Source organism: Kitasatospora sp. MY 5-36 (genome assembly GCF_001182915.1).
In the GTDB taxonomy this organism is placed as follows: Bacteria; Actinomycetota; Actinomycetes; order Streptomycetales; family Streptomycetaceae; genus Kitasatospora.
Map to the genome: position 1 here is coordinate 14,738 of NZ_LFVW01000092.1, position 12,668 is coordinate 27,405.

Below are 12,668 nucleotides of genomic sequence, written 5' to 3' on the forward strand. Positions count from 1 at the left end.
GGCGCGCGTCGAACGCGCGCTGCTCGCGTGGCGAAGAAGCGGAGGACGGTCTCCCGCCCCCCGCGGCGCCCCTCAAGATACGCGCGTAGAAAATGCCCCGACAAGACCCCGGCGGTGAACGGACGGTTCCCCGCGGGTGACGTGACGGCCGCTCAGCCCGGGTTTCTCACAGCCCGCTCCCAGCGGACTCCCAGGAAGCCTCGATCCGCTCCACGACCAGCTCGCACAGCTCGTGGGTGCGCAGCGCGTCGTGGGCGTCCAGGGTGCGCCCGGCGCGGACGGCCGCCAGGAAGGCGAGCACGCACTGCTCGATGCCGCGCTGACGGGCCACCGGCACCCAGTCGCCGCGGCGGCGGACGGTCGGCTGGCCGCGGTGGTCGACCACCTCGGCCAGGTTGCGCACCTCGCGCTTGGAGTCGCCGCCGGAGACCTCCAGCACCTCCTCGGTGGAGCCGGAGACCCGGTTCATGATGCCGAGGGCGGTGAAGCCCTCGCCGCCGAGGGTGAGCACCACGTGCTCGACCAGCCCGTCCCGGGTGCGGGCGCGGACGTCCACATGCTCGATCTCGCCGGGGGCCAGGAACCGCAGTACGTCCACGACGTGGATGAAGTCGTCGAACACCAGGGTGCGGGCCGCCTCGGCCAGGCCCTCGCGGTTCTTCTGGAGCACGATCAGGTCGCGCGGGCGCTCCTTGGCCTGGGCGTAGCCGGGCGCGTAGCGGCGGTTGAAGCCGACCATCAGCGAGCGGCCGGTGCGGTCGGCGAGGTCGACCAGGCGGCGGGCGCCGTCCAGGGTGTAGTCGAGCGGCTTGTCGACGTAGACGTCCACCCCGGCGGTGAGCAGCTGCTCGACGATCGGGACGTGCTGGTCGGTGGCGGCGTGCACGAAGGCGGCGCGGATGCCGCTGCCGATCAGCGCGCCGAGGTCGGTGAAGCGGTGCTCGGGGGCGATCCGGTGGGTCTCGCCGAGCCGGTCGAGCTTGGCCGCGTCCCGGGTCATCAGCCGCAGGTCGAGCCCGGGCAACGCGGTGAGCACCGGCAGGTAGGCCTTCTGGGCGATGTCGCCGAGGCCGATCACCCCGACCGGGAGCGGGGCGTCGGCGGCTGGCGTGCTGGTCATGAGGCCTCCCGGCATGCGGACGATCATCGGCGGACCCACCTTACGCACCGGCCGGCCCGGGCACGCCACCGCCCGCCGTCCGGTCCCGTCCGTGAACTGCTGACCATCCGTCACCAGTGGCTGATCACAGCCCCTTCGGACAACATGACATTGTACTGTCACATTGTCTGGGGTACGGTGATCGAGCGCTGACACCGGGGGCCCGGTGTCACGGAACGGAGGGACGCGGCGGAAACCAGGGCTCCGAACGCCCCCGCGGCCGACCGCCCGTTCCACTCCTCGTGCCGCTCCACGCGTCCTCGCGGCCGAGACCCCCGCCGGACGTGTCCGCCGTGCCGCTCACGCGTCACGGCACCGCCGGCGGCCCCTCCGACGCCTCCACCGCACCAACGCCCCGCTGAACGCCGGAGGCGCGCGCACAGTCCTGTCCCGTCGCTTTCCCAGGAGCACGCTCATGACCGCCACCGCGCACGTCGTCAGGTCGGCAACGAACGAGATCGCCACCGAACTCACCGCCCGGACCCTGCTCCAGCTGGCCGAGCGCGAGATCGGCGCGATCCACGTACGCGGCTACTACCCCGTCGAGATCGCCGAGCAGGTCGCCCAGAAGGCGATCAACCACCAGGCGCTCGGGCACTACCACAAGCAGTACACCAGCAGTGTCGGACGGGTGTACATGCCGCACATCGACACCAAGTGGGACGCCGAGCTGACGAAGCAGTACCACGACAGCGCCCTGCCGGCCATCGAGGACGTCCGCTCGATGTTCCACCCGTACCTCTCGCCGATCGACCGGGTGCGCCTGGAGCTGCAGGAACTGTGGCCGGCCGGCGCCAACCTGCTGCGGCTGCGCGAGCGGGCCTGCTTCGTCGGCGCCTTCCGCGTCTTCCAGCCCTCGACCTCGAAGTTCTACCCGCACAACGACGCGATCGACCAGGAGACCGACGCCCCCGAAATCGCGGGCGTGCTCAACCAGTTGGTCGCCAACGTCTACCTCCAGGTCCCGAAGAAGGGCGGCGACCTGCACCTCTGGCTGCGCGAGCCGACCCCGGAGGAGACCGCGACGATCCTCGACGTCGAGGGCCTGCAGCCCGACTCCGTGGAGCCCCCGGTCCACGTGATCCACCCCGAGGCCGGCGACCTGATCATCTTCAGCCCCCGGATGCTGCACGCGGTGACCAGCGGCGAGGACGAACACCGGGTCGGCGCGGCCGCGTTCATCGCCACCAAGGGCCCGAAGGAACCGCTCGTCTACTGGAGCTGACGCCGCTCCCGCCACAGCCTTCGAATCGACCGTCGACACGCAGAGAGGACTTCGGCATGCTCCCGGCGCTCGTCCGCGCACACGCGCGAACCCACCCGCATCGAACGGCCGTCGTCGTGGGTCGGGAACGTCTGACCTACGCCCGACTCGCTTCCAGGGCGGACCGTCTGACGGACCTGTTGCGGGCGTCGGGCATCGGTCGCGGCTGTCTGGTCGGCATCCATCTCGACCGCACGGCCGACGCCGTGGTCGCCCAGCTGGCGGTCCTCGGCGCCGGCGCGGCCTTCACCCTCGTCGAGCCCACCGAGCCGGTCGCGGAGGGGGCGAACCGGCTCGCCCTCGCCGCCCCCGACCTCGTGCTCGCCGAGCCGCGCCACCACGGCGAGCTGCGCCGGTCCGGACTGCGGGTGGCGGACGGGCACGAGGCCGGCGGCGGCCTCGTGCCCCCGCCGGCCCCCGCCGGCGGGCCCGCGGCACCCGGGCCCGCCGACGACGACGACACGGCCTACGTGCTCTACACCTCGGGCTCCACCGGGGTGCCCAAGGGCGTACAGGTCTCGCACGCCAACATCCGGCACTACACCGAGTCCCTGCTCCAGCGGCTCGACATCACCGAACCGCTCTCCTACGCGCACGTGACCACGCTCGCCGCGGATCTCGGCAACACCTGCCTGTTCCTCCCGCTGTGGACCGGCGGCACGCTGCACCTGGTGGACGACGCCACCCGGCGCGACCCGGCGGCGCTCCTGCGCTACCTCCAGGACCACCGGGTGGACGTCCTGAAGACCACCCCCTCGCACTGGAGCGTGGTCTTCCGGGCCTTCGGGCAGGACGGGACGACCCGGCCCGAGCTGCGCTTCCTGCTGCTCGGCGGGGAGTTGCTGGCGCTGCCGCTGGCCCGCCGGATCCTCGACTCCGGTGTCACCCGGAACCTCGTCAACCACTACGGGCCCACCGAGGCGACGGTGGGCGTCGCCGCGCACCGGCTGACCGCCGCGAGCGACCTCGACGCCCTCGACGGCGCCTCCGTGCCCATCGGCACCGCGCTGGGCCGCACCCGGCTCCTCGTCCGCACCGACGACGGGACCTTCCACGACCGGGACGCGGTGGGCGAGTTGTACATCGCCGGCCCGTCGGTGGCGCTCGGCTACCGGGACGACCCGCAGGCCACCGCGGCGGCCTTCACGGACGACCTCGCGCGGCTCGACCCGGCCCTCGGACGCGCCTACCGCACCGGCGACCGGGTGCGCGCCGACTCCCGGGGCGTGCTGGAGTTCCTCGGCCGGGGCGACCGGCAGGTCAAGGTCAGCGGGTACCGGATCGAACTCGGCCACGTCGAGGCGGGCCTGCGCCGGCACCCGGCGGTCGCCGACGCGGTGGCCGTCCTGCTCACCAGGGACCGGGCGATGCTGGTCGCCGCCGTGGTGCCGGCCGCCGACGGCCGCCCGGCGGTCCAACCGGCCGTGCTGCGCCGGGAGTTGCGGGAGCTGCTGCCCGCGCACATGGTCCCCGACCGGATCGAGGCCTTCGACGCCTTCCCGCGCAACGCCAACGGGAAGACCGACCAGGCCGCCCTCCGGGAGCTGCTCGAAGCACGGCTCGCCGAGCGCACGCCCCGCCCGTCCGACCCCGCCGCCGACGGCGGCGACCCGGTGCTCGCCGACGTCCTCGCCTCCTGGCAACGGCACCTGGGCCACGGCGACTTCGCGGTCGACCAGGACTTCGACCAGGCCGGCGGCAGCTCGATCGACGCCATCCAGGTCATCGCGGACCTCCAGGCCAAGGGCTACCGGGTGTCGGCCGCGGCGTTCCTCGCCGAGCCGACGGCGGCCGCCCTGGCCACCCGGCTGCGGGAGGACCGCGGGGGCGACGACCACGGCCGCGCGTCCGCCGCCCGGGTCGTCGCGGACGACCGTGCGCTCTCCCCCGCCCAGACCTGGTTCTTCCGGCAGGAGTTCGCCCAGCCCGACCAGTGGAACCAGGCCCTGCTGCTGGAGACCGACAGCACGCCGCGGCCGGCCGAGCTGGCCGCCGCGGTCGCCGACGTGGTGGGCCTGCACCCCATGCTGCGCACCGCGTTCCGCCCGGGAGCCGACGGCCGGCGGCGCGAACTCGTCGATCCCGCCGACGCGTTCAGCTGGTCCCGGCTGCCCGAGGAGGACGGCCCGGCCGCCCGGACCGTCCGGGACGTCGCGGCCGCCCTCCAGCGGGAGATCCGCATCGCGGACGGCAACCTCTTCAAGGTGCACCTCTTCCTCGGCGACGGCCGGGCCGAACTGCTGCTGATCTGCCACCACCTGGCGATCGACGCGGTCTCCTGGCGCATCGTCGTCAGCGACCTCAGCCGCTGCTACAGCGAGCGGCTGCGCGGCGGCGAGCCCACCACCGCCCCCGGCCCGACCGGCTTCGGCCAGTGGGCCACCCACCTGCGCGACCGGACCGCTCAACTGCGCGGGGACCTCGCGCACTTCGACTCCCTGGCCCGGCTGCCCGCCGTCGCGCCACGGCCCGACGCCCCCGGCGACAACCGCGAGGGCGACGCCCAGGCCCTCTGGTTCCGGCTCTCGCGCGCGCAGAGCGCCGCCCTGACCGAGGCCGCGGCCCGCTCCGGCATCCCCGCCCACGCGGCACTGCTGGGCGCCTTCGCCCAGGCGCTCACCGAGCAGCTCGGCACGGACGAACTCGTCGCGGACGTGGAGAGCCACGGCCGGATCTGCTTCGACGAGACGCTCGAAGTCTCCCGCGTGGTGGGCTGGTTCACCTCGACGTTCCCCGTCAGCGTGCGCACCGTCGCCGGGGACCTCGCCGCCACCGGCAAGTCCGCGGCGGCGGCCCTGGCCGAGGTGCCCGCCCTCGGGGTCGCCTACGGCCTGCACGAGCAGCCGCAGCGGGCCGACGTCTGCTTCAACTACCTCGGCCCGTTCGCCCTGCCCTTCGGCGACGACCTGCACCTGCGGCCCTCGCGCCACCCGGTAGGGCCGGTCCGCGGCCCGGAGAACGACCGCGGCTACGGCCTCAAGCTCACGGCGCGCGTCCACGACGGGCAGCTGGTGGCCGACCTGTCCTACACGCCCGCGCGCCACGACCCCGAGCGGATGCTCGACCTGGCCCGCGCCACCCGCGACCACCTGCTGCGCGGCGCGGGGCTCCCGCCCGCCGACGGCCGGTTCGTGCTGGAGTCGGGATCGAGCACCGGGCTCCTCGCCCAGGTGCCGGGCGCCCTGGAGTGCGAGCCGCCCGCCGGGTCCGTCCGCGAGTACGGCACCGTCCTGCTCACCGGCGCGACCGGTTTCATCGGCGCGCACCTGCTCGACCTCCTGCTGACCCGCACCCGGTCGAAGGTGGTCTGCCTGGTGCGCGCGAAGGAGGGCCGGACACCCTCCGAGCGCCTGGCGGACGCCTACGCCTGGTACGTCCCGGACGGTCGCCTCGACCGGTACGCCGACCGGCTCACCGTGCTGGCCGGCGACCTCGCCGAGCCGGACTTCGGCCTCGCCGAGCCGGACTACCGACGGCTGTGCCACGAGGCGGAGGCGCTCTACCACCTGGCCGCCGACACCAGGCTGTTCGGCGACCGCGAGTCCTTCGACCGGCAGAACACCGAGCCGGTGCGGGCGATGATCCGGCTGGCGACCACCGGCCGGCCCAAGGACCTGCACTACGTCTCGACGCTCGCGGTCTGCGGCGCCGGCGCGCCGGGCGAGCCGGCCGTCTTCTCGGAGGACAGCCTGGACATCGGCCAGGAGTTCCTCAACGAGTACGAGCGCAGCAAGTACGACGCCGAGCGCCTCGTGCAGGGCTTCGCCACCCAGGGCGGCAACGCGTTCGTCTACCGCTCCGGCAACGTCAGCGGCCACTCGGTGTCCGGCCGCTTCCAGCGCAACGGCGGCGACAACCGGCTGGTCCAGCTGCTGCGGGCGTCGGTGCGGATCGGCCGGGTGCCCCGGGTCGGCGCCCTGACCCTCGCCCTGAGCCCGGTGGACGTGGTGGCGCGGGGCATCCTGGAGATCTCGCGCAGCGCGCGGGTGCGGGGCGGCACCTTCCACCTCGACACCCACCACGAGGTGTCCTACGAGCGGCTCTTCACGGTCCTGCGCGACCAGGGGTACGCCCTGGCCGAGGACGGGGCGGAAGGCTTCGCGGAGCTGTTCGGCCGCTACCTCGGCGACGGCGGGGAGCAGCTCTCGCTCGCGCACTTCTGGGCCGGCCGACCGGACCGCAACGTGCGGTACGACCACACCCGCACCCGGCGGCTGCTGGCCCGGCTGGGGGTGGAGTTCCCCGAGGTGACGGGCTCCTGGCTGCACGCCTTCTTCACCGGCCTCGGGCAGCAGGGCGAACTCCCCTCCGCGGGCACCAGGTAACCGACATGGACGACAGACAGGGAACAGGCATGGACGAGAAGCGGGTCGCCGTGGTCACCGGGGCCTCCTCCGGAATCGGGCGCGCGATCGCCGCGCGCTTCGCCCGGCAGGGCGTGCGGGTGCTGGCCACCGGCCGCGACGGCAGGAGGCTCGCCGACCTGGCGGCCGAGTCGGACCAGGCCCCGGGGGCGGTCCGGCCCTTCCCGGGCGACGTGACGACGCCCGGGCACGCGCGGGAGCTGCTGGCCGCGGCCGCGGCGGAGTGGGAGGCGGCGAGCATCTTCGTCGCCTGCGCCGGGCACGGCCTGCCGGGCACCGTGCTCGGCTCGGACCCCACCCGCTGGGAGCGGCTGATCGAGGTCAACGTCCTCGCCGTCCTCCACCAGCTCCGGGACGCCGCGGCCGAGTTCGTGCGGCAGGCGGAGCTGGACGGGGGGCGGCGGGTCCGCGACATCGTGGTCATCGGCTCGACCGTCGGACGGCAGGTCTCGGCCGCGAACCCGGTGTACGGGTCGACCAAGTTCGCCGTCCACTCGCTGGTCGAGGCGCTGCGCCAGGAGGTCTGCGCCCACAACGTCCGGGTGACCCTGATCGAGCCCGGTTTCGTCCGCTCGGGCTTCCAGGACGCCGCCGGCTACGACAGCGCGTGGTTCGAGGCGGTCGCCGCCGAGAGCGGGCCGCTGCTGACCCCGGAGGACGTCGCGTCGGTCGTCGAGTTCGCGGTCGGCCGCCCGACGCACGTGCACCTCGACGACATCCGGCTCCGCCCCACCCGTCAGAAGGTCTGAGTGCCCCGCACCACCCGGAGGAGCACGCCGCGGAGGCTTCCGCGCTGAGGCCGTCCGCCCGGCGGGCTCCGTCCGACCGACATGACGAGGAGGAACGTTGTCACAGCTCAGGCCGGTCGCCGTACTGGTCGACGCCTACACCTCCGGCGGCTACCTGCCACCGGAGTTCACCGCCCTGGGTGCGGACCTGGTGCACGTCCAGAGCACCCCCGGGCTGATGCCCTCCATGCCCGCCCCGGACCTGACCGTCTACCGGGCGAACATCGTCCACGAGGACCTCGACCGGACGGTGGCGGAGCTGGCGCGGTACGCACCGGTGTGCGTGCTCGCCGGACAGGAGCCGGGCGTGCTGCTCGCGGACCGGCTGTCGGAGCGGCTGGGCCTGGCGACCAACGGGACGGAGCTCTCCGAGGCCCGCCGGAACAAGTACCGGATGATCGAGGTGCTCCGCGCCGCCGGCCTGCACTGCGCCGACCAGTTCAAGAGCGGCGACCCGCAGGCCCTGGTGGACTGGGCGCAGCGCGCCGGGCGCTATCCGGTGGTCGTCAAGCCGCTCGACTCCGCCGCCGGCGACGGGGTCGTCGTCTGCGCCGACGCCGAGCAGGTGCGGTCCGCGGCGAAGGCCGTCCTGGACACCGAGACGATCTACGGCTCGCCCAACCGCGAGGCGCTCGTCCAGTCCTACCTGGAGGGGACGGAGTACGTCGTCGACATGGTCTCCCACGAGGGCCGGCGCTACGTGTGCGGCGTGTGGGAGTACCAGAAGCGCCTGCTGCCCTCGGGCCGCAACATCTACGACCGCGAGCGCCTGCTGTCGCCGGCCGAGCCGCCGGCGGCCGAGCTGACCGACTACGTGGACCGGGCGCTCGCCGCGCTGGGGGTCCGCCACGGGCCGAGCCACGCCGAGGTGATCGTCACCGCCGACGGGCCGGCGCTGGTGGAGGTCGGCTCGCGGATCGCCGGGAACATGCACCCCGGGTTCCACGACCGCTGCACCGGCGCCAACCAGGCGACGCTCAGCGCGCTCGCGTACCTGCGGCCCGAACGGTTCGCCGCCGAGTACGCGGGCCGCGGCTACCACAAGTTCGAGGAGGCCGTCTGCTGCACGACCTCCACCACGCTGTCGGGCGTGGTCGAGAGCGTCGACGAGCGGGCGGTGCGGCGGATCGCCGGGCTGGAGAGCGTGTTCGGCCTGAACCTGAAGCTCGGGCCCGGGGACCGGATCCGGCCGACCGTCGACCTCTACTCCAGCACGCTCAGGATCTTCCAGTGCGCCGGGACCGCGGACGCGATCCACCGCGACCACCGGCGCATCGAGGAGCTCAAGGACCAAGTCTACCGGTTGTCCGACACAGAGTCAGGTGAGAGATGAGCACCGTCGTCGTCGCTGTCGTCCCGGGCGCGGCCGTCGGCCCCGCCGCCATCGCCGCGGCGGTCCGGGCCCGCGGCCTCCGCCCGGTCTTCGTGGCCGTCGCCGGCGCCCTGGGGGCGCCGGAGCGGGCGGCGTACGAGGGGTTCGGGCCGGTCGTCGAGTGCGAGCCCGACGCCCCGGAGCCGGCGCTGGCCCTGCTGCGTCCCCACCGGCCCTGCGGCATCACCACGTTCAGCGAGCCGCTGGTCCCGCTGACCGCGCGGCTCGGCGACGGGCTGGGGCTGCTGTTCCACGAGGCCGAGACGGTCACCCTGCTCACCGACAAGCGGGCGCAGCGCGGACGGCTGGCGCGGGCCGGTGTGGACGCCGTCCGGTCGATCCCGGTGACGAGCCGGGAGGAGGCCCTGGCGGCGGTACGGGAGCTGGCCGGTCCGGTGGTCGTCAAGCCGGTCCACAGCCACAGCAGCCGCGACACCCACCTGGTGGCGGACGCCGAGGGCTACCCCGCGGACCTGACGCCCACCGCCGAGCGCCCGTTCGTGGTCGAGGAGTACCTGCGCGGCCGGGACGAGGGCGACTTCGGCGACTACGTGTCCGTGGAGTCGCTCGTCGCCGACGACGCGGTCCACACGCTCGGCGTCACCGGCAAGTTCCCGCTGCTCGACCCGTTCCGCGAGCAGGGCCAGTTCTTCCCCTCCCAGCTGTCCCCCGCCGAGAGCGGCGAGGTGGCCCGGCTGGCCACCGAGGCGGCCCGCGCCCTCGGCATCCGGCGGGGCCTGGTGCACACCGAGATCAAGCTCACCGCGCGGGGCCCGCGGATCATCGAGGTCAACGGGCGGCTCGGCGCCTTCATCGCCGACCTGCACCGGCGGACCACCGGCCTGGACCTGCTGGAGCTGGGCATCGCGGTGGCCTGCGGACAGCCGGTCGAACCGTCGGCACCCGCCCCCGGGGACGTCGCCTTCCAGTACTGGAACCTGCCGCCGCTGGCCGGCGGCGCGCTCCGCCGGGTGGACGGGGTGCGGGAGGCCGAACGGGAGCCGGGCCTCGTCGACTACGTCACCCGGGTGCCGGTGGGCAGCGAGCTCGAACCGAGCGTGATGACGATGCGGCTGGACTTCCTGCGCGGCGGCGCGGCGGACCACGCGGCGATGCTCCGGGCCCTGGACCGCTGCCTGGCCCCGCTGCGGTTCACCTTCGGGCAGCCGGACGGCACGGCCCGTACCTGGCAGGCCTCCCGGGGCGGGCTGTGCTCGCCCGCGTAGCGGCGGCGGCCCGGGTCAGGCCGCCCGAGCGGACCGGTGCGCTGCTCTCGGCCACGCTCGTGCTGTCCGTCGGCAAGGGCGCCTTCCTCGCCACCGTGATGGTCTACCTGCTGCAGATCGTCGGGCTGACGCCGCTGCTCGCGACGGCCGGCCTGACGCTCTGGGGGGCGGCCTCGGCGGCGGTGGCGGTCCCGACCGGCCTGCTCGTCGACCGGGGCCGGGGCCGCGCCGTCGGCAGCGTCGCCGCCGTCTGCGCGGCGCTGCTGGTCCCGCTCTCGGCCCGGGTCCACACACCGTGGGCCCTGCTGCTCGTGCTCTGCGTGGCCGGGGGCTTCGACAGCGCGGGCAACGTGGTCCGCCGCGCGATGCTGGCCGGCGCCGGAGGCGACAGCGTCAAGGCGCTCGCCTGGGCGCGCACCGTCACCAACATCGGGTTCGCCCTCGGCGCGCTGTGCTCCGTACGGCTGCTGGCCTCCCGTTCGCCGTCCGCCTACGAGACCGCCTATCTGCTGATCGGCGGCGGCTACCTCGTCATGGCGGCGTGCTTCGCCACCACCTCGCTCGGCGCCGGCCGGCGCGGCTCCCCCTCCGTCCGCGCACCGGGGGTGGTCGGCGCGCGGAGTCTGCGCACCGGCGGCGCACTGGCCGCGGCGACGGGGATCCTGACGGTCCACACGACGCTGCTCAGCACCGTGCTGCCGCTCTGGGTCACCCGGCACGCCTCGGTGCCGGTGTCCGTGCTGGGCTGGCTGGTGATGCTCAACTCGCTGATCGCCGTGGGCGGTCAGCTGGCCGTGAGCAGGCGCGCGGCGACGCGCGAGGGAGCGCTGCGCTGCTTCCGGAACTCCGCGGTGTGGACCGCGGGTTGCTGCCTGCTGCTCGGCCTGGTCCGGTTCGCGCCGACCGGCTGGCAGGTCGTCCTGCTCGTCGCGGCCACGATCGCGCTGACCGGCGGCGAACTGCTGGAGGCCGCGGGCGAGTGGGGCCTGTCCGCCGTGCTCGCGGCGGCCGACGAGCACGGCTTCTACCAGAGCGCCTGCGTCCTCGGCGAGACCACCCAGGGCGCCGCCGGCCCGCTGCTCGTCGCCGGCCTGGTCACCGCCGCGCCGGTCGCGGGCTGGATCGTCCTGGTGGCGGTGCTCGGAGCCGGCCGGTACATCGCCGGGTTCACCACGCCGCCACCCCGCAAAGCCATCGCCATCGACTCATGACACGTCTCAGGACACACGGAATCGGGAGCGGACGATGAAAGGCTCACCCAGCGTCAACCACCCGCGTTTTCGGGCCGTCACCAACTGGATCTTCCTGCGCGGTGCGGGCGGCGAGGGCCGCCCGCGGATCATCCCGCCGCGCACGGTCTTTCCCGAGGTACGCGCCCTGGAGGCCGTCTACCCCGCCGTCCGGGCGGAGGTGGACGCGCTCCTGAGCCGCACGAGCATCCCGACCTACGGGACCTTCGACCCCGTGCGCGCGGCCCAGGTCTCGGAGGACTGGCGCCTCTACTACGCCTACATGTACGGCCGGCCCAACGAGCTGGCCAGGAAGGACTGCCCGGCGCTGCTCGACTTCGCGATGTCCACGCCCAACGTGGTCAACGCGTTCATCTCGATCCTGGACCCGGGCGTCGGCCTGCCGGCCCACCGGGACCCGTACGCCGGTGTGCTGCGCTACCACCTCGGCCTGCGGATCCCGAAGGACAACCCGCCGCGGATCAGGCTCGACCGCGACTACTACACCTGGCGGGAGGGCGAGGGAACGGTCCTGGACGTCTCGTTCGAGCACGAGGTGGAGAACCACAGCGACGAGCCCAGGGTCATCGTGATCGTCGACTTCCGCCGCCCGATGGGGCCGTTCGCCGATCTGCTCAACCGGTACTGCCTGCGTCTGAAGCAGAAGTGGGCCCCGCAGTTCGTCGAGGCCTCGAAGTACGACGTGATGCACAGCTGAGCGGCCGCGGTGCCGCGTGGGTGTGGGGCGTCGGCCTGGCCGGCGCCCCGCACCCGTGTGCCCCGGCGGGCGGGGTGCTCAGCCCGACGGGCGGTGCAGGGCCGCGAGGAAGGCCGCGCCCGAGGGGAGCAGCGGGGGCAGCGGGGCGGCGGCCGGGTGCCAGGGCGCCTCGTACTCCCAGCAGACCCAGGTGTCGGGCGGCAGCAGGCGCAGGCAGTCGGCGACCGGCAGGACGCCGGCGCCCAGCGGGAGCGGGGTGCGGTCGTGCGGGCCGGCGATGTCCTTGACCTGGACGTGGCCGAGGTACGGGGCGAGCGCGGCCCGGGTCTCGGCCGGGGTCTCGCCGGCCAGGTGGGTGTGCATCAGGTCCCACAGGGCGCCGACGGCCGGGTGGGCGACCCGGGCCAGCAGCCCGGCCACCGCCCGGCCGCCCCGGTGGGAGTCGTGGGTCTCGACGAGCACCCGCACGCCCAGCCGCCGGGCCTCCTCCGCGACCTCCGCGAGCCGCCGGACGGCCCGGACCAGCTGGCGCAGCGCGCCGACCATGC

At 74.2% G+C, this 12,668-nt stretch carries 9 protein-coding genes; 7 read left to right on the forward strand and 2 right to left on the reverse strand.

What is annotated here, in order from left to right:
• Positions 1 to 166 precede the first annotated feature (166 nt).
• Positions 167 to 1,120 (reverse strand): Gfo/Idh/MocA family protein, encoded by a 954-nt coding sequence (locus AE652_RS07745; RefSeq protein WP_049650448.1) that lies wholly within the window; start codon positions 1,118 to 1,120, stop codon positions 167 to 169.
• 454 nt (positions 1,121 to 1,574) lie between these two features.
• Between AE652_RS07745 and AE652_RS07750 the strand changes: the two genes are divergently transcribed.
• The 7 genes from AE652_RS07750 (at position 1,575) to AE652_RS07780 (ending at position 12,120) form a co-directional block, all read left to right on the forward strand.
• The gene (locus AE652_RS07750) at positions 1,575 to 2,384 is read left to right on the forward strand and encodes a 2OG-Fe(II) oxygenase (RefSeq protein WP_049650437.1); all 810 of its coding nucleotides are present in this window, start codon (positions 1,575 to 1,577) and stop codon (positions 2,382 to 2,384) included.
• Between the two features lie 56 nt (positions 2,385 to 2,440).
• Positions 2,441 to 6,748, forward strand: coding sequence for a non-ribosomal peptide synthetase (locus AE652_RS07755; RefSeq protein WP_049650438.1), 4,308 nt, complete (start codon positions 2,441 to 2,443; stop codon positions 6,746 to 6,748).
• A 5-nt stretch (positions 6,749 to 6,753) separates the two neighbouring features.
• Positions 6,754 to 7,536, forward strand: coding sequence for an SDR family oxidoreductase (locus AE652_RS07760; RefSeq protein WP_234348280.1), 783 nt, complete (start codon positions 6,754 to 6,756; stop codon positions 7,534 to 7,536).
• Between the two features lie 97 nt (positions 7,537 to 7,633).
• The gene (locus tag AE652_RS07765) at positions 7,634 to 8,908 is read left to right on the forward strand and encodes an ATP-grasp domain-containing protein (RefSeq protein ID WP_049650440.1); all 1,275 of its coding nucleotides are present in this window, start codon (positions 7,634 to 7,636) and stop codon (positions 8,906 to 8,908) included.
• Positions 8,905 to 10,173 (forward strand): ATP-grasp domain-containing protein, encoded by a 1,269-nt coding sequence (locus AE652_RS07770; RefSeq protein WP_049650441.1) that lies wholly within the window; start codon positions 8,905 to 8,907, stop codon positions 10,171 to 10,173. Before AE652_RS07765 ends, AE652_RS07770 begins: the two co-directional genes overlap by 4 nt.
• Positions 10,158 to 11,384, forward strand: a complete 1,227-nt coding sequence (locus AE652_RS07775; RefSeq protein ID WP_049650442.1) for an MFS transporter — start codon at positions 10,158 to 10,160, stop codon at positions 11,382 to 11,384. Before AE652_RS07770 ends, AE652_RS07775 begins: the two co-directional genes overlap by 16 nt.
• 34 nt (positions 11,385 to 11,418) lie before the next feature.
• Positions 11,419 to 12,120, forward strand: coding sequence for an aspartyl/asparaginyl beta-hydroxylase domain-containing protein (locus tag AE652_RS07780; protein WP_049650443.1), 702 nt, complete (start codon positions 11,419 to 11,421; stop codon positions 12,118 to 12,120).
• A gap of 78 nt (positions 12,121 to 12,198) precedes the next feature.
• On the opposite strand, the gene AE652_RS07785 is transcribed toward AE652_RS07780, so the two are convergent.
• On the reverse strand, positions 12,199 to 12,668 hold a 470-nt coding region (locus tag AE652_RS07785), incomplete at its 5' end, for a sugar phosphate isomerase/epimerase (RefSeq protein ID WP_049650444.1).